Origin of the sequence: Sphaerospermopsis sp. FACHB-1194 (assembly GCF_014696235.1) — a bacterium.
In the GTDB taxonomy this organism is placed as follows: Bacteria; Cyanobacteriota; Cyanobacteriia; order Cyanobacteriales; family Nostocaceae; genus Sphaerospermopsis; species Sphaerospermopsis kisseleviana.
The window spans coordinates 48,619-67,372 of the sequence record NZ_JACJPU010000015.1; the positions used below are offsets into that span (position 1 = coordinate 48,619).

Genomic DNA, 18,754 nt, shown 5'->3' on the forward strand with positions numbered 1-18,754 from the left:
TTTACAATAGCTTTGAATATAAAAAGGCAGATATGACAATAAATCTGGCGATTTTGAATTATTGTTAAAATGTCTCCAACAAAGTACAAGTACAGACTCTATAATTCAACAGAAACAACAAATCCACAGGTCCCCAAAAAACATCTGGGGACAAAGAGTGAAATTCACTCTGTGGTGTACATGATTCCTCATTCCCTATTCACAGAGGAGGTCGAATGACGATTAGTCCTCCGGAGCGAGAGGAGAAAAAAGCAAGAGTCATCGTTGATAACGATCCTGTACCCACCTCATTTGAGAAATGGGCTAAACCAGGACACTTCGACAGAACCTTAGCTAAAGGACCAAAAACCACCACCTGGATTTGGGACCTGCACGCCCTCGCCCATGACTTCGATACACATACAAGCGACTTAGAAGACATTTCTCGCAAAATCTTCTCTGCTCACTTTGGCCACTTGGCTGTAGTGACAATTTGGTTAAGCGGAATGTTATTCCACGGCGCTAAGTTCTCCAACTATGAAGCTTGGCTGGCTGATCCATTAGGAGTCAAGCCCAGCGCCCAAACAGTTTGGCCTATTGTGGGACAAGATATTTTAAACGGTGATATGGGCGGTGGTTTCCACGGCATTCAAATCACCTCTGGATTGTTCCAAGTATGGCGTGGCTGGGGTATCACTAGCTCTTTCCAACTATACGTAACTGCCATTGGCGGCTTAGTATTAGCGGGCTTGTTCCTGTTCGCTGGTTGGTTCCATTACCACAAACGCGCTCCCAAACTGGAATGGTTCCAGAACGTGGAGTCAATGTTGAATCACCACCTATCAGTATTGCTAGGTTGCGGTTCTTTGGGATGGACAGGTCACTTAATCCATGTGTCCGCACCAGTTAACAAGCTATTAGACGCTGGTGTTGCCATTAAGGACATCCCCTTGCCCCATGAGTTCATTTTGAACAAAGACTTAATCACAGAGTTGTATCCCAGCTTTGCTAGTGGTTTAGCACCTTTCTTCACCTTGAACTGGGGAACTTATGCTGACATTCTGACCTTCAAAGGCGGATTGAACCCCGTAACAGGCGGTTTGTGGATGACTGACATTGCTCATCACCACTTAGCGATCGCAGTGCTGTTCATCATTGCCGGTCATATGTACCGCACCAACTGGGGTATCGGTCACAGCATCAAAGATATCCTAGAAAACCACAAAGGTCCTTTCACAGGCGAAGGCCACAAAGGACTTTATGAAAACTTGACCACCTCTTGGCACGCTCAGTTGGCTACTAACCTGGCCTTCTTGGGTTCCTTGACAATCATCATCGCGCATCATATGTACGCGATGCCCCCCTATCCTTATTTGGCAACTGACTACGCTACTCAGTTGTGTATCTTCACTCACCATATTTGGATCGGTGGCTTCTTGATTGTGGGTGGTGCTGCTCACGCAGCAATCTTCATGGTGCGTGATTATGATCCCGTTGTGAACCAAAACAACGTATTGGATCGCGTGATTCGTCACCGTGATGCAATCATCTCTCACCTCAACTGGGTTTGTATTTTCCTCGGCTTCCACAGCTTTGGTTTGTACATCCACAACGACACCATGCGTGCCTTGGGTCGTCCCCAAGATATGTTCTCTGATGCTGCAATTCAATTGCAACCAGTGTTTGCTCAGTGGGTACAAAACCTACATACACTAGCACCAGGAACAACCGCACCTAACGCCCTAGAAACAGTAAGTTATGTGTTTGGCGGTGGTGTGTTAGCTGTAGGCGGAAAAGTAGCTGCTGCTGCAATTCCTTTAGGTACAGCCGACTTCATGATTCACCACATTCACGCCTTCACCATTCACGTGACTGTGCTGATTCTGCTCAAAGGTGTATTGTACGCTCGCAGTTCTCGTCTAATTCCAGACAAAGCCAACTTAGGCTTCCGCTTCCCTTGCGACGGTCCAGGCCGTGGTGGTACTTGCCAAGTTTCTGGTTGGGACCATGTATTCTTGGGACTGTTCTGGATGTATAACTCCTTGTCAATTGTAATTTTCCACTTCAGCTGGAAAATGCAGTCTGATGTATGGGGTACAGTAGATGATGGTGTGGTAAGTCATATCACAGGTGACAACTTTGCACAAAGTGCTATCACCATCAACGGTTGGTTACGTGACTTCCTGTGGGCGCAAGCTACACAAGTAATCAACTCCTACGGTAGTGAACTGTCCGCTTATGGACTGATGTTCTTAGGCGCTCACTTTGTTTGGGCATTCAGCTTAATGTTCCTGTTCAGTGGTCGTGGCTACTGGCAAGAATTAATTGAGTCCATCGTCTGGGCGCATAATAAACTGAAAGTAGCTCCTACAATTCAACCCCGTGCTTTGAGCATCACTCAAGGTCGGGCAGTAGGTGTAGCTCACTATCTACTCGGAGGAATAGCCACCACCTGGGCATTCTTCCACGCACACATCCTTTCAGTAGGTTAAAAAATTTCAGTGAATATTTTGGGTTTTGGATCAATCTCCAACCCAAAATCCAAAATTTCACTGGTAGCAGTGATAGCAATGGCTAAAGGTCAGAGGAATCATCAACCCTATGGCAACAAAATTTCCAAAATTTAGCCAGGATCTCGCACAGGACCCAACTACGCGGCGCATTTGGTATGCGATCGCCATGGGCAATGACTTTGAGAGCCACGATGGCATGACAGAAGAAAATCTTTACCAAAAGATTTTCGCCACTCACTTCGGTCACTTGGCAATCATTTTCTTGTGGGCTTCCAGCCTCCTGTTCCACGTAGCCTGGCAAGGTAACTTTGAACAGTGGATTAAAGATCCCCTTCATGTCCGTCCTATCGCCCATGCGATTTGGGACCCCCACTTCGGCGCACCAGCAGTTGACGCTTTCACTCAAGCTGGCGCAAGCAATCCTGTAAACATTGCTTACTCCGGTGTTTATCACTGGTGGTACACCATCGGGATGCGGACAAACCAAGAACTGTATGTAGGTTCTTTGGGCTTGTTGCTGTTGGCTGCATTGTTCCTGTTCGCTGGTTGGTTGCACTTACAACCCAAGTTCCGTCCTAGCCTCTCTTGGTTCAAGAGTGCTGAACCCCGTCTGAACCACCACCTGGCTGGTTTGTTCGGTGTTAGCTCCTTAGCTTGGACTGGTCACTTGGTTCACGTTGCTATCCCCGAATCCCGTGGTATCCACGTAGGCTGGGATAACTTCCTGTCCGTTGCTCCCCACCCCGCAGGCTTAACCCCCTTCTTCACTGGTAACTGGGGTGTTTACGCTCAGAACCCTGACACTGCCGGCCATCTTTTTGGTACTTCCACTGGTGCTGGTACTGCGATCCTCACATTCTTGGGCGGTTTCCACCCCCAAACAGAATCCTTGTGGTTGACTGACATGGCTCACCACCACTTGGCGATCGCTGTTATCTTCATCATCGCTGGTCATATGTACCGCACTAACTTCGGAATTGGTCACAGCATCAAAGAAATGCTCAACTCCAAGTCCGGTTTAGTTCCCGGTAGCAAGAGCGAAGGTCAGTTTAACCTGCCCCACCAAGGTTTGTACGACACCATCAACAACTCCTTACACTTCCAATTGTCTTTGGCTTTGGCTGCGTTAGGAACAATTACTTCCTTGGTTGCTCAACATATGTACGCTCTGCCTCCTTATGCTTTCATCGCTAAGGACTACACCACACAGGCAGCACTGTACACCCACCACCAGTACATCGCTGGTTTCTTGATGGTTGGTGCTTTTGCACACGCCGCAATCTTCTGGGTTCGTGACTACGATCCCGAACAAAACAAAGGCAACGTACTAGACCGGATGTTGCAGCACAAAGAGGCGATCATCTCTCACCTCAGCTGGGTATCCTTATTCCTTGGTTTCCACACCTTGGGCTTGTACGTTCACAACGATGTAGTAGTTGCTTTCGGTACTCCTGAAAAACAAATCCTCATCGAACCAGTATTTGCTCAATTCATTCAAGCGGCTCAAGGTAAAGCTCTGTACGGATTGGATGTATTATTGTCCAACCCTGACAGTATCGCCTACACCGCTTACCCCAACGCTGGTAACGTTTGGCTACCTGGTTGGTTAGATGCCATTAACTCTGGAACAAACTCCTTGTTCTTAACAATTGGTCCTGGCGACTTCTTGGTTCACCACGCTTTCGCCTTGGCTATCCACACCACCACCTTGGTACTTGTTAAAGGTGCTTTGGATGCTCGTGGTTCTAAACTGATGCCCGATAAAAAGGACTTCGGTTATGCCTTCCCCTGCGACGGTCCAGGCCGTGGCGGTACTTGCGACATCTCCGCTTGGGACGCTTTCTACCTGTCTATGTTCTGGATGTTAAACACCATTGGTTGGGTAACATTCTACTGGCACTGGAAACACCTGGGTATTTGGCAAGGTAACGTTGCTCAGTTCAACGAAAACTCCACTTACTTGATGGGCTGGTTCCGTGACTACCTCTGGGCGAACTCTGCTCAGTTGATCAACGGTTACAACGCCTACGGCATGAACAACCTCTCTGTTTGGGCTTGGATGTTCCTCTTTGGACACCTGGTTTGGGCAACTGGTTTCATGTTCTTAATCTCCTGGAGAGGTTACTGGCAAGAGTTAATTGAAACCTTGGTTTGGGCCCACGAGCGTACTCCTCTGGCTAACTTGGTTCGCTGGAAAGATAAGCCTGTTGCTCTCTCCATTGTTCAAGCTCGTGTGGTTGGTTTAGCTCACTTCACCGTTGGCTATATCGTCACCTACGCAGCGTTCCTCATTGCTTCTACTGCTGGTAAGTTCGGTTGATCTTGACTACTGGTTTTAGGTAAGTAACTAAAAAATCCCCTGCCGCAAGGTGGGGGATTTTGGTAGTATCTGACTATGCAAAATCAAAAGGAATAAGCTATTAGCAACAATAGATTTGCTAGAATTTTAGTAAATCACTAGAATAAATTTTTGTAAAAAACTATTATTTTGAAATTGTTGTAAGTTTTAAATTGTTTTAATGCTTTAGGAGCAATATGACAGAACTGCAAATACCAGAAGAATTTAAGCCTGGTTTTAAGCTACTGATAAGCATTGATGAAAAAACTTTACAGGGTTTTATTGATGCTTTTCAACAAGCACAGCCATTACAGATTAATGATTTAGTATCAGCAGTTACTTCAAGGGTTAATACTTTGACAAAAAAAGAAGTCAAAGATGTCATAGAAACTCTGATTTCTATACATAACCTTAGAGACTACCTTCAGGAAAATAATGATGCTTCTACAGATGAAGTAGTAGAAAAAATTAGTCAAGCTGTTGAAAATGATGAAGAAGTTGAGATTACTAAAGAACAAAAACAGGAATTTGAGAGGCGTTTAGTTACTTTTTTAGATTTTGATAGTATTCTTAATTTTACATCTAAAGCCATTGAAGTTATACGCGACCATGAGCGGCTATTTCAAAATTCACGGATTCACACTGATATGCGTCCTGTTTTTGAATCTGACTTAGAAGACAGTACAGCAGCGGTAGCTATAGTTAATATGCTGAAAATTGAATATGTAGATTTAGATGGTAAACATGAGTTTTTTGTAGCTTTGGATGCAAATGATTTAAAACAATTACGCGAACAGTTAGATATAGCAGATAGAAAAGTAAAAGCTATTGAGTCAATGCTAAATAAAGCAAATATTCCATACTTAAATGATCTAGATGTAGAGTAGAGGTTATAAAGATGACAGTAGCAGAAAAAGTTAGCTCTTGGTTTCCTAAGAAGCAGCGAAGTTTGAAGCACTTTCCCCTTGCTTATGTACCTAGTCAAGATTCTAATGAAATGAATAAAGCCAGCCTCACAAACAAGTTGGACTGGAATTATTTAAATCTAAAAAAAAGAGTCAGTGAGAATAATCCTAACAATTTATTCTTATTCAAAAGAGGTATATTGCCTCCCAGTAATAGTAAAGTTAAAGTATTTACAAAATATGAAGTTTTCGACCTAGTAGGTAAAACCTGTATTACAGTGAACGATGGACAAAAAATTTATGATTTGGTTCATCGACAATTACAAGCTAACCAACCTGTAGAATTAGACTTTGCAGGAGTGGAAGTTTTTGCTGCTCCATTTTTTAACTTTGCTATCGGACAATTATTGAAAGATATACAGCCAGAAAACCTCAGCAAGTTATTAAAAATAAATAATATTAAACCTCTTGGCAATCAAATAATCAGTTTAGTAATAGAAAACTCCAAGCGATACTACTCGGATCCTATTTTTCGTAGTAGATTAGACCAAGTAATAAATGAAAAATCTGATTTCACCACACTTGTTGAAGAATGGCGTGAAGAAACTCGTGGTGTGTCATCAACCAACCAAATGTGTATGCACCCTGCCTATCAACAAATTATAGGTATGGGTGAACCTGTAATACCTTTATTACTGAGAGAATTAGAGAAAAAATCTGGAAGATGGTTTTGGGCATTAAAATCTATTTCTAGAGAAGATCCTGTGCCTCCAGAGTACAGAGGAAATACAAAAGAAATGACTAAAGCATGGCTTGATTGGGGAAGGGAAAGAGGCTATAAGTGGTAGGAAATAACGCCTGGACTAAATATGTAAAAAACTTTATTGAGCGTGATTTTCCCAATTTAGTGATCCACGGATATAAGCTCACCAGTCCAGATACAACAGATTATAATTGTGTAGCTTGGGCAGCAGAAGATGATGAAAAGTGGTGGTGGCCAGATGCTCAAAATGAAGAATACTGGCCACCAGGTGTTCCTAGAGAAGAAACTCTTGAAGCTTTTCAGCAAGCATTTAAAACAATTGGTTATGAAATTTGTGAGAATGACGTATTAGAAACAGGATTTCAGAAAATTGCTATATATGCCAACTCCAATAAAATACCAACCCACATTGCTAGACAATTACCTGATGGCAAATGGACAAGTAAACTTGGTCAAGATGAAGATATAGAACATAATAATTTACAAGGTTTAACCGGAAATCCTGGTTATGGCGAGGTTGCCTTTTTGATGAAAAAACCAATTTAATTTATCAAGCGATATAAGAGTATATTTCAAATACAAGAGGAAAGGGCTAGTAACTGCTATCTTTAACAACCAATTTTTTCCTTTTATGAGACCCAAAATACACGAATCTATCCCACTAATCTGATTTGCGGTAAAAATCTTTATTTTTTTGCACATCAAAAACGAAAAATCAAGATTTGACAACACACCTAAATTGAAAAAATAGGCATTTTTGGATTAGTGGGATAAGTTCACGCTTTTGATCTCAAATCTTACACCACACCGTACAAACCCAGATAATCTAAGAGGATGTCTGAAAACTTTTTTGTGTTGCATAAAACACTTGTAAATCCCCCTTTATTCCCCTTAAAAAGGGGAACTTTGATTAATTTTTTGGGGGAATCTGGATAAAACCTGATACTTCTCAGACATCCTCTAAAAAGATGCGCCATAAGACTACCTTATTTTTATTGGTTTTAAACGATAAATCAAGGGTTTTGTGATTATACTGTGTAATAAAATCCATCAATTTTTGTTGGTTCAAGATTTCAGTGATGGTAGATCCTTCAAAATCCTTGCACCTATTTTTCTGTTTATCAGCCTCAAACCTTTAATTTCTCTAGGTTTTACATTTATTCAGCAAGCTATAACTATTCGCAGTTTGGCTATAATGAGAGCGCAAACATGATCGCCCTATATAACCTGCTCTACAAGCAGCCAAAAAATAACCCAAAATATAAAATATTTTGGGTGGAAGGTTTAAAATATCTTTAAATTCCTACTGATTATAAATTAATTGCCCAAAATGGTCAAATATCTCCCCACAGGAGGGGTAAAAAATCAAAAATCATTGCGATTGACTACAGTATTTATTTAACTGATTCCCAAAGGTATCTGATTCTTTACCAGCACTTTTAGCTGCTGCTGTTAATGCTGAGTCAATATCTGTTCTGGCCTTTTGGATTTTTACCCTACCTGCTGTAGAAGCTTCTGCTGTTTTAGTTGTACCCAGAGCATTAGCAGCTTTAGCGATCGCTTGACTGAGATTATCAAAAACTTTCGCAAAACTACTTTGAAATTCTTGGAGTTTGGGATCTGCTAATCTTAATTCTTGAATTGATTTAGTGACATTTTGCAAATCTTTGGAGAGTTGCAAGCTAGTTGTTACTTGTGTTCCTTTATTGTTATCAATCAAAGAAGTCCCTTGATTCACAACTTTAACCAATCGTTGACACTGAGAGATTTTACTCTCATTACAACCAGTCATCAACAAAGCAATACTTAGGCTCACAGGAGCAATTACTGTATACTTACGCACGATTAATATGAATATGCTAAAAGTAGTAAAAACCCATTCAGGATAATCCAATTCTACACCCAAAACAAAAACCACTCTTAATTGAGTAGCTTTTTGAAAAATTATTGATACATCCTTACTAATGCGGATTTTATGAACACAGAAAAACCACCCATGAGTAATGAACCGGTGATGATGTTGATAACGCTATTGACTATTTTGAGGCCAACTGGACTTTAGCTGCTAATTGGGGGTTTGCTGCGTGGGAAAAGCTCAACGAGATTAAATCAGAAATGAAGCTGATCAGGCAGGAAGTGATTGCTGCTAATCAAATCCAAGATTACAGGTTAGACAAGCTGGAAGTGTCTATCAGGTCTGTTGAGAAGTAAAATTAACTCTGACTTGTCTATAACTTAATCCTGAGTTATTTCTAACTTTTTTCTGGGGATTCTGTATAGTAAGATTTAACCGGAGTCTTGCTGATTAGAGGAAGTGGCTTGAGGAGATTTTTCTATAAAGTTACTAACTGTACGAAATCAAATCTATACTTCACCCCCACTTTCACTGCTTTTGATATTAATTGACATTGATATAGCAGTGACTGAAAAGAATTGACTGCTTAATTTACCATTATTTCCCAGATAGAACCAAAAAATTCTAAAATCCGCCCATGACGCAACTAAGAGATTCTCTGCGCCGAACCAAAATTGTTGCTACTGTTGGACCTGCTACCAGTAGTCCAGAAATGCTGAAAGCAATTATTGAAGCGGGTGCAACGACACTGCGATTAAATTTTTCCCACGGCACTCATGCTGACCATCAGCGCAGTATCCGGTTAATTAGACAAACCGCTTTTGAACTGAATAGACCTGTAGCAATTTTACAAGATTTGCAAGGTCCAAAAATTCGCTTGGGACAATTTGAAAATGGTTTTATCATGTTGTCTAAGGGCGATCGCTTCACTTTAACAAACCGCCCAGTGGTAGGAACTCAAGAAATTAGCTGCGTTACCTACGATTATTTAGCAGAAGAAGTCCCCGTCGGTTCCAAAATTCTCCTCGATGACGGCCGGGTAGAAATGGTTGTTGAGGAAATTAACCGCGATAAAGGCGATTTACATTGTCGGGTTACAGTTGCAGGTAAACTTTCTAACAACAAAGGTGTTAATTTTCCGGGAGTTTACTTATCCATCAAAGCCATGACCGACAAAGACCGCGAGGATCTGATGTTTGGTCTAGATCAGGGTGTAGACTGGGTAGCACTTTCCTTTGTTCGCAACCCCCAGGATATTATCGAAATTAAAGAGTTAATTTCCAGCACGGGGAAAAACGTTCCTGTAGTTGCCAAAATTGAAAAACACGAAGCGATAGAACAAATGGAAGCGGTTCTGTCTTTGTGTGATGGGGTGATGGTGGCTAGAGGTGATTTAGGGGTAGAATTGCCAGCAGAAGATGTACCTGTGTTGCAAAAGCGGTTAATTGCTACTGCTAACCGTTTGGGTATTCCCATCATCACCGCTACCCAAATGTTAGATAGCATGGTCAGCAACCCCCGTCCTACCCGTGCAGAAGTATCTGATGTGGCTAACGCGATTTTAGATGGTACGGATGCGGTGATGCTTTCCAACGAAACTGCTGTAGGTAGTTATCCTGTGGAAGCGGTAGCAACTATGGCGAGAATTGCTGAACGCATTGAACAGGAAGAAGCAGAACATCCTTCCCGTTTGACGCGAGATGATAAACGTTCTATTCCTAATGCTATCAGTCAAGCAGTTGGTCAAATTGCTGAGAATTTAGGTGCAGCAGCAATTATGACTTTGACACAAACGGGAGCAACTGCGCGGAATGTTTCTAAATACCGTCCGAAAACGCCAATTTTAGCCATCACACCCCATGTCAATGTGGCGCGACAATTGCAGATGGTTTGGGGTGTAAAACCGTTGTTGGTGTTAGATTTACCTTCTACTGGTCAAACCTTCCAAGCTGCTATTAATGTAGCCCAGGAAAAAAACCTGTTGAGTGAGGGTGATTTGGTGGTGATGACTGCTGGTACACTGCAAGGTGTTTCTGGGTCAACAGATTTGATTAAAGTGGAAGTGGTGACAGCGGTACTAGGTCAAGGTATTGGTTTAGGACAAGGTTCTGTCAGTGGCCGCGCTAGGGTTGTGCGTACTGGTATAGATGCGACTCATTTTAATCATGGCGATATTTTGGTGGCATCGAGTACAGGCGTTGATTTTGTTGATGCGATTCGCAAAGCTAGTGGTATTATTACTGAAGATGAAAGTCTTACTAGTCACGCAGCAGTAATTGGTTTACGTCTTGGTGTACCTGTTATTGTTGGTGTGAAGGAAGCGACGCAGGTAATAAAAGATGGGTCAATTTTGACTTTGGATATGCAGCGGGGTTTGGTTTATTCTGGTGCAGTGGGAACACCGTAAAGAATTAAAAATTGAAAATTGAAAATTGAAAATTAAAACCCAACAATTATCTGTTTTAATTTTTAATTTCTACCGCTTTTTTGAAACTTTCTGTTCTTGTAATTTGACTGATTTATAAATCTGACGATGAGGAATTTGAGAGTTAGCAAATGCTAGGTTGAAGATTCTGTTTTTATCGTCAGATTCATTTTAACCCACCTTCCGCACCCTAAACTGTCACACAACGAAAAATGGTCATTTGGGGATTTGAGATTGGCGAACTGCTTGCAGCAGCGCTTCGCTATCGCTACCTAAACTTTAGACCATTTTGTATTAAAATTATCCTCAAAGGTCTTCAAAAATCCGAAATTACCGATTGTGACACTGGGGGGTGCGGAATGTGGGATCAAAGGTTAGAGGCTGATAAACACAGAAATTAGTGCAAGGGTTTTGAAGGGTATACCGGAAAAAGTGTGCATTTTTTGGGATTTCAAGAGATGGCAAAGAAATTTTCAAATCTCCTCCTGACTCCTGACTCCTGACTCCTGACTCCTGACTCCTGACTCCTATGCCCTCACGGAAAGACTTTCTCAGCAACCCCTATTTATATTAGTGGGTTAAACAGTCGTTAACCCACCTTAAAAATTTACCTATTCTTTGTGGTGATGAAAGCGAATACCTATGAAAATATCATAGACAAACTCAAAGAAATCCTTTTTCTGCAATAACCCTGAAGTCTGAGGACTACCTTTTTCATCTAACAGCGGTTTCATCAAATAGTAAGTGGGTTGGTAATTATACCAAGGAATTGAAGGCCACAAATGATGAATGAGGTGGTAATTCTGTCCTAAAATCAGGATGTTGAGAATTTTACCAGGATATACGCGGGCATTTTTCCAGCGATCGCGTTCTACAAAGGGACGATGGGGTAAATAATCAAAAAATAACCCTAGTCCTATTCCCACTATAAACGCTGGAATAAACCAAAAATTGAGAATATAGCCCAAAAAGTGATATTGGACGGAAATATAAACAATAGAAACTACAATCAAACGGCTAATAAACCATTCTAGTAGCTCATATTTGCGCCACAATCGCCGTTGAAAGAAAAATACTTCATGGTACAAAAACCTCACCGCTATCAACCATAATGGACCACCCGTAGAAACGTAATGATCTGGGTCGTCTTTGGGGTGATTGACGTTACCATGATGCTGAAGATGTACTCGTGTAAATACTGGAAAAGCAAAAGCCAAAATCAGGGCGCTACCATGCCCTAACATCGCATTAATCACCCGGTTACGATGGGCGGACTGATGACAAGCATCATGAATAATCGTCCCAGAACAGTGTAAAGCCAGAGTGTTAATGCTAAAACATAGCCAATGCGGCCATTCCCATACCCAATAACCAAAGTTGGAAAATACCAACATTGTCACTACTGTAAAAAATAGCAACATTGTGGGATTAAAATCCCCAGGAGGTGCTAAAAGTTCTTTGGGCGGGATTGTCAGCGGCTTTTGTGCCTCCGACGTAAGCATTATTAACTCCTTTTGTGTCAAATATTAAAAATATACGACAATTCTTAGTAAAAAGTAAACTTATGTTAATTTCATAGTTCCAAAAAGCATAGACAAATATCTCAAGCAAATTCTGACGTAGAATGTAAAATCTCCGTGGCTTTAGCCCGGAGAGTGTCAATCTCATCACCAGTCTACTGGTAAACCTAACTGTTCTAAGGTTTTGCCATCTTGTAATAGCGGATGGATCTGGCTGTCTATATGAATTTGACCACCTGAAAGGACTAAAGCACGTTGGGTCACTTTCCCTAACCACTGTAAGTCATGGGAAGCAATTAACATTACCTGCACAGGCAACTTTAATAATACTTGGGCTAAATGTCGTCGCCATGCAGGATCAAGTCCGTTGGTTGGTTCATCTAAAATCAGAATTGCTGGGTCTAGAGCTAATATTGATGCTAGGGCGGCTAAACGTCTTTGTCCTCCAGAAAGTTCGTGTGCGGAACGGTGAGCATATTCTTCTAAACCAAAATCAGCTAATAACTGTCGTGCTTTGTCCGTTGCTACTGCTGGTGAAATACCATAGTTGCGTGGTCCAAAGGTGACATCTTCCAAAATTGTCGGCATAAATAATTGATCATTGGCATCTTGAAAAGTAAAACCGATGTGTCTGCGTATTTGGGGTAACGTATTTGGTTCTACGGGAATACCGTTAATAGAAATTGTGCCACTGTGGGGATGTTTTAAACCGATGAGATTTTCTAGGAGAGTGCTTTTTCCTGAACCTGTTGCACCCATTAAAGCGACGCGATCGCCTGCATTTAAGGTAAAGGAAATATCTTTTAATACGGGTTGCTGGTGTGAGTAGGCATACACCAGATTTTTCACCTCAACGACAGAGGTATGAGGATGAAAGATAAAAGTTTGGGGATGAGAAGTTAAGGATGTCAAGATTCACAACTCAAATATAGGTGATTGGTGATTGGTGATTGGTGATTGGTGATTGGTGATTGGGTTATTAACTTCCCTTTCCTCCCCATCTACCCATCTCCCCTTCCTGTTTCCTGGTGTATTAAAAATAGGAACTGACGGTAATACAAGCAGCAATAATGAAGACTAAGATTAGTGTAAAACGTTCTTTTGGGTTAAGGGTAGAGTCTATAGGTAGTTGACCATTGTAACCACGAGTGATCATTGCACCATAAACTCGTTCTGCTCTGTCTAAAGTACGCAGATACAAAGAGCCGATCATAGCTGCACTGGCATAACGTAACCATCCCCCAGCACCATTTAAACCTCGTAGTTGGGCGCTACGCTGCATTCTGGCTAATTCTGAGAGTAAAATTTCTAGATATTGCCCAGCTAGGAGCAAATTTTCCTTTAATGGGGCGGGTACGGGTAAACCTTTAAGGGCGATGCCAAAACTGTGGGGGGGTAAGGTGAGTAAAAAGCTATTCATGACTATTAAACAAATTAGCGATCGCACCAGTAAAAAACTTGCTTTTTCCCACCCCAAGGGTAACGCTACCAATGACAGAAAAATCAATTCTGCACCTAGTAAACTCCCTAATTTGCGAATAGAAACCCGGAATATAAATACCCACAAAAGTGCGATCGCACCATACACCAGCAAATTTGACCAGCTATGAGGCTTTAAAAAAGCTGCCCCAATCACAATGATCAGGGATAATTGCAAGCGTAATGCCAAGGAAATGTTAAGCATTTTTAGGTTTCATCACTTTAGCAATACCAAAAGCCACAGCAAAGCAAGCTGTCGCACCTACCCAACCAGTAATACTTGTACCGATTTGTCCTAAACCTTGAATTTCATAATCAGCTAAGGGTGTTGGTACTACAACTCTGACTTCTTCGGCTTTGTTGATAAAATCCAAGTTTTCTGCTACTCTTTCTAACCCATCTGGCCAAGCGGAAGCAAATAAAGATAAAACACCTGCAACTAGGAAAATACTCACCACTGGTATCAACCATCCTCCAAATTTCTCTTCTTCTCCTGGTAACAAGTCTGGACGTGCTGTGGCTAAATAGGCTAACACACCACCAGTAATCAAGCCTTCACCTACACCGATCAAAATATGTACACCTGTCATTGCAGGTAAAACTATATTCGCTGGTGCTGTCCCAGAAAGGGCTAACTGAATAGCACAAGCTATAGCTGCTGCCACTACACTAACACCTGCTGCTATACCTGCGGCTAGGGGTAAACGCCCTTTAGAACCACCCAGTAGTCGCTGTAAGGTCTGGGTTAAGAACCAAGCTACCCAAACACTGATTACTCCCAAGTTTAAAATATTTGCACCCAAGGCAGTAATACCACCATCAGCAAATAGCACTGCTTGAATTATTAAAACTGTTGCTATACATAACATTGCTGCCCAAGGACTACCTAACATAATCGCCGCTAAAGCACCGCCGCACAGGTGTCCGCTAGTACCTCCCGCTACGGGAAAATTAATCATTTGGGCGGCAAAAATAAAGGCTGTGGTTAATCCTAATACGGGAGCGCGACGAACACCAAAAGCTGTTTGCGATCGCCCAAAGGACACAAATAAAGCTGCTCCACTGGCTAAACTTGTAGCTGCTGCTACTGGAACAGAAATAAATCCATCTGGTATATGCATGAAAATCCTTGTTTTTCGCTTTTTTTTACACTAATTTCAGCAATAGAATTACAACTGCAAAAGATAGCATGACAATTCTAAATTTATAGGAAACTAAATTTCCCCTATATTTACAATGCCCCATTGGAGGATGTTTTGGCAGGGATTTGGAAAATTTTTATAATAAAAAATACATCCAAATTTGTATTTATTTATTAAATTATGAATATTTGTATATTTATTGTTTATTTTTGTAAATATTAATTCCTGATTGATTTAATCAGTCAGGAATTTGCAGTGTTTGTGGTTAACTATCTAGAAACTAACTGATGAACCAAAAGATCAATCAGAGAAGCTTGATAATAAGGTTGACAAATTGTGTGAATTTTGGCTGGTGAAATATTGCCATTTTTCAAGGTAATTATGTTACCATAAACAGATTGATCATCAAATAATTGATCAACTGCTATATTCACAGATTGCAGATCAAAACATCTCTCTTTACTTTGGGGAGCAAAATCAATCATAATACACGATTGATAACCACATTTTTGCAAAATCTTCAGACAATTTAAAGTTTTTTCTAAAAAATCCTTTGACCAACCTTTTTGACCTTGTTTTTTATTGACTCCACCACCATACTCAAACATAATTACCTGGGGAAGTAAAGCGTTATCAATGTTTGGCAATTGCTCAATTACATTAAATTCCCAACCTTCAATATCCAATTTCAAACAAGTAATTTTATCAGGTTTAATTCTGGATAATAAAGTAGATAAAGTGATAGATTCTACTTCTTTGGTTTTAGGAGAAGAACCAAACCACTCAGGAGAAAGAGAACTAAAATTACTATTAAATAGACCTGCAAAATTCCCTAAATATAGCAGTTGTTTTCCATCTATATTAGATAAACAACTTTCCAAAAGTTTAATTCCATAACTAGCACTAATCTGTTTTAATTTCTTAACAGGAAGGGGTTCAACTGCAATAGTGGGATAACCTAATTTAGCAAATACTTCACAATAAAAAGCAAAAGTCCCCACCCCAACATCAATACAAAATCCTTCTTTTTGGGGATCAATTTCCTGGATAATTTCTGCTAATAATGATTGACAACAAGATTCAACACGCATGATTTTCAACCTCACAGTTAATTATTTCAAGTAGAACCAAGTAGAAATTTTTCTGCTTTTATTCTTTAATAAAGACAGCATTAAAATAACGAACATGACCATCTTTTCCCAAGACTTGATCAAGATTACCAGCGTAAGCGTAACCTAAATTATCTAATAAACTAAAAATTTCTCGAAATTGCGCTGCTTAACTATGCCCTGTATTTCTCCATAGTTTCCATAATTATTGACAATAATTCCTGATTCCTATACTATAACTAATGGTAATTGCAAATAATTTGCAATTTCCTATTTGTGTTCCCTCCTCATCACCTGATGTCTGAAAAATGTCTGAAAACTTTAGTCGGAGTAAAAATATACTTTTAAATCGCCGCCAACTGATAACAATGGGCATATTTGGCGGTGGTGTAATTGGTGTAACTGCAATTTTACAGACTATAAATGCAAAAAATAATGTCACTGTTAAAGTTCCCCCAATGGAAATGGAATCATCTAATAATGCTACTAACAGTGCTACCAAACCCATACAGGTGCTGAGAAACTTTGATTATGGGACATTAAAGCAGGAAAATGGGCGGACTATTCGAGAATTTGAGTTAATAGCAGGTACTTCCACCATTCAGCTAAATAATGCGGTATCTTACAATATTTGGGATTTAAATGGGCGTATTCCTGGACCGACGTTAAGAGCAAAAGCAGGGGAAAGAATAAGAGTATTATTTCTCAATAAGGCTGGACATTCCCATTCTTTACATTTCCATGGGGTGCATCCCGCAGAAATGGATGGTGTAAAACCTGTGAGTAATGGTAAAGCAACTATCTATGAATTTGATGCAGAACCCTATGGTGTGCATTTGTATCACTGTCATATTGCACCTGTAACCCGTCACATTGCTAAGGGTTTATATGGAATGTTTATTATTGATCCGCCTCAATCCCGTCCTCCTGCTGATGAAATTGTTTTAATTATGTCTGGATATGACATAAATGATGATAATAAAAATGAGTATTACGCATTTAATGGTTTGCCTCATCATTATATGCACCATCCTATTCAAATTTATCAAAATCAATTAATTAGAGCTTATGTTTTGAATATTATTGAGTTTGATCCTGCTGTCACCTTCCATTTACACGCTAACTTTTTTGATGTTTATCGTTCGGGGATGACGATGACTCCCAGTGAAAAGACGGATGTTTTAACAATGGGTGTAGCAGAAAGGCACATTTTAGAGTTTGCGTTTCGTTATCCGGGTAAGTATATGTTTCATCCCCATCAGGATGCGATCGCTGAAAATGGATGTATGGGACAGTTTGAAGTTATCGCAGGTGACAGGTGACAGGTGACAGGTGACTGGGGACAGAAATTTGTAAGTCATGGAACTTACCTAACACTTGGTTAAGAAATGATTAAACTATACTTTTGCTGGTTAAAAATAGTTACTATAATTTGTCATTTATGCTAAAAAAATATAATTACTAATGCAAATTACTTTTAATTATACTCACCAGTCAATTCTGTAAATTTGTCCATTATTGGGTTTTAGCGTCTCCAGGAGCAAATCAATGATTAAATCACGTTACATATTATTATCAATAGCGGCTTGTGTGATTGTTACCCTTGGTTCTTGTGCGGGGAATACCCCCACCGCAGAAACGACTTCAACCCCAGCAGTGACGCAAGCCAGCGCCCACAGTAGTCATAGTGGGAAAGCCAAAATTAATATTAATGATGCTATTTTGTCCGAGTTAGACAAATTTGAAGCTCAACTTGGTGTACCCGCTTTATCTAATAAAATACAAGCCAGTCGTCCTTACAGTTCTCCAGAAGATTTAGTCACCAAAAAAGTAATTACTCAAGCACAGTTTGAGCAAATTAAAGACATGGTGACAGTTGAAGAAGTTGTACTCACAGGAGAAGCAAAAGATGTAGATTACATGACAAAATTGGCATTAATGAAAGGACATCTTTTAGTAGCACAAGAATTGTTAGCACAAAATCAACCCAAACAAGCCGAACCCCATATAGGACATCCAGTTGAGGAGATTTATGTTGATGTAGAAGAACAACTTAATGAACGCAAAGTCAAAGAATTTAAAACTAATTTAGTGAATTTGACTAACTTGGTAAAATCTAATCCTCAAGATGCTAAAATCAAAGATAATTTTACCAATTCTATGGCATCTGTGGATAGTGCGATCGCCGCATTACCAACTCAAGAACGCTCAAAACCAGAATTTGTGTTAAAAGTAATTAATGGTTTATTAGACGCAGCTAACGCCGAATATGGAGCAGCAGTAGCAAAAGGTAAAATTACCGAACCAATAGAATATCAAGACTCTCGTGGTTTTGTTGTCTATTCCCATGAACTATATCAAGGAATTTCTGGACAAATGGCTCAAGCAAACCCAGAAGCACACAAAGCCATAGATAAAGCTTTCACAGAACTATTAAAAGTTTGGCCTGCTGTTATTCCACCCGTACAAGCAGTCAAAACCCCTGAAGATGTTACCAAAATGGTAAAAATTATAGAGGAAAACACTCAAAAAGTGTTATCTCAAACTAACACGAAAGCACAAAGTTAGTATTTGCACACCATTGGACATCCACAAAAAACAGCTTAAAATAAGTGAAAATAGAGGAAATAGTGAAAAGTGAAACACTAAAAAAATTATCTACATTGAACTAAGATAAAAAGTGTATAGCTACTCACTAAAATCCTCTCCAAATTTAATTTTGCTCA

The 18,754-nt window shown here is 40.3% G+C and carries 15 protein-coding genes; 8 read left to right on the forward strand and 7 right to left on the reverse strand.

Annotation, left to right across the window (positions count from 1 at the left end):
- Positions 1–215 precede the first annotated feature (215 nt).
- The 5 genes from psaA (at position 216) to H6F45_RS11175 (ending at position 7,044) form a co-directional block, all read left to right on the forward strand.
- On the forward strand, positions 216–2,471 hold the full coding sequence (psaA, locus tag H6F45_RS11155) for a photosystem I core protein PsaA (RefSeq protein WP_096565396.1): 2,256 nt from the start codon (positions 216–218) through the stop codon (positions 2,469–2,471).
- Between the two features lie 109 nt (positions 2,472–2,580).
- On the forward strand, positions 2,581–4,812 hold the full coding sequence (psaB, locus tag H6F45_RS11160; protein WP_096565394.1) for a photosystem I core protein PsaB: 2,232 nt from the start codon (positions 2,581–2,583) through the stop codon (positions 4,810–4,812).
- Positions 4,813–5,027: 215 nt separating this feature from the next.
- Positions 5,028–5,717 (forward strand): hypothetical protein, encoded by a 690-nt coding sequence (locus H6F45_RS11165; RefSeq protein ID WP_190347206.1) that lies wholly within the window; start codon positions 5,028–5,030, stop codon positions 5,715–5,717.
- Between the two features lie 11 nt (positions 5,718–5,728).
- The gene (locus H6F45_RS11170; RefSeq protein ID WP_242052598.1) at positions 5,729–6,583 is read left to right on the forward strand and encodes an STAS-like domain-containing protein; all 855 of its coding nucleotides are present in this window, start codon (positions 5,729–5,731) and stop codon (positions 6,581–6,583) included.
- Positions 6,577–7,044, forward strand: coding sequence for a hypothetical protein (locus H6F45_RS11175; protein WP_137667722.1), 468 nt, complete (start codon positions 6,577–6,579; stop codon positions 7,042–7,044). Before H6F45_RS11170 ends, H6F45_RS11175 begins: the two co-directional genes overlap by 7 nt.
- A gap of 826 nt (positions 7,045–7,870) precedes the next feature.
- Here H6F45_RS11175 and H6F45_RS11180 read toward each other — a convergent pair.
- Positions 7,871–8,350, reverse strand: a complete 480-nt coding sequence (locus H6F45_RS11180; protein ID WP_096572549.1) for a hypothetical protein — start codon at positions 8,348–8,350, stop codon at positions 7,871–7,873.
- A 640-nt stretch (positions 8,351–8,990) separates the two neighbouring features.
- Between H6F45_RS11180 and pyk the strand changes: the two genes are divergently transcribed.
- Entirely contained in the window at positions 8,991–10,760 is a 1,770-nt protein-coding gene (gene pyk, locus H6F45_RS11185; RefSeq protein ID WP_190347207.1) for a pyruvate kinase, read from the forward strand.
- A gap of 348 nt (positions 10,761–11,108) precedes the next feature.
- Here the strand turns inward: pyk and H6F45_RS11190 are convergent, their stop codons facing one another.
- From H6F45_RS11190 to H6F45_RS11215, 6 genes are all read right to left on the reverse strand, one after another.
- The gene (locus H6F45_RS11190; protein ID WP_190347208.1) at positions 11,109–11,336 is read right to left on the reverse strand and encodes a hypothetical protein; all 228 of its coding nucleotides are present in this window, start codon (positions 11,334–11,336) and stop codon (positions 11,109–11,111) included.
- Between the two features lie 53 nt (positions 11,337–11,389).
- On the reverse strand, positions 11,390–12,280 hold the full coding sequence (crtR, locus tag H6F45_RS11195) for a beta-carotene hydroxylase (protein ID WP_096565382.1): 891 nt from the start codon (positions 12,278–12,280) through the stop codon (positions 11,390–11,392).
- A gap of 165 nt (positions 12,281–12,445) precedes the next feature.
- On the reverse strand, positions 12,446–13,210 hold the full coding sequence (locus H6F45_RS11200; RefSeq protein ID WP_190347209.1) for an ABC transporter ATP-binding protein: 765 nt from the start codon (positions 13,208–13,210) through the stop codon (positions 12,446–12,448).
- A 121-nt stretch (positions 13,211–13,331) separates the two neighbouring features.
- Positions 13,332–13,982, reverse strand: coding sequence for an energy-coupling factor transporter transmembrane component T (locus tag H6F45_RS11205; RefSeq protein ID WP_190347210.1), 651 nt, complete (start codon positions 13,980–13,982; stop codon positions 13,332–13,334).
- Entirely contained in the window at positions 13,975–14,898 is a 924-nt protein-coding gene (locus tag H6F45_RS11210) for an energy-coupling factor ABC transporter permease (protein WP_096565376.1), read from the reverse strand. Before H6F45_RS11210 ends, H6F45_RS11205 begins: the two co-directional genes overlap by 8 nt.
- A 290-nt stretch (positions 14,899–15,188) precedes the next feature.
- Positions 15,189–16,010: an FkbM family methyltransferase gene (locus tag H6F45_RS11215; protein WP_190347211.1), complete on the reverse strand. Its 822-nt coding sequence runs from the start codon at positions 16,008–16,010 to the stop codon at positions 15,189–15,191.
- A gap of 326 nt (positions 16,011–16,336) precedes the next feature.
- Here H6F45_RS11215 and H6F45_RS11220 point away from each other — a divergent pair, with 326 nt between their 5' ends.
- Both H6F45_RS11220 and H6F45_RS11225 read left to right on the forward strand, forming a co-directional pair.
- Complete coding sequence (locus tag H6F45_RS11220) at positions 16,337–17,350, forward strand: multicopper oxidase domain-containing protein (protein ID WP_190347212.1); 1,014 nt, start codon at positions 16,337–16,339, stop codon at positions 17,348–17,350.
- Between the two features lie 226 nt (positions 17,351–17,576).
- Positions 17,577–18,596 (forward strand): helix-hairpin-helix domain-containing protein, encoded by a 1,020-nt coding sequence (locus tag H6F45_RS11225; protein WP_190347213.1) that lies wholly within the window; start codon positions 17,577–17,579, stop codon positions 18,594–18,596.
- Positions 18,597–18,754: the final 158 nt, after the last annotated feature.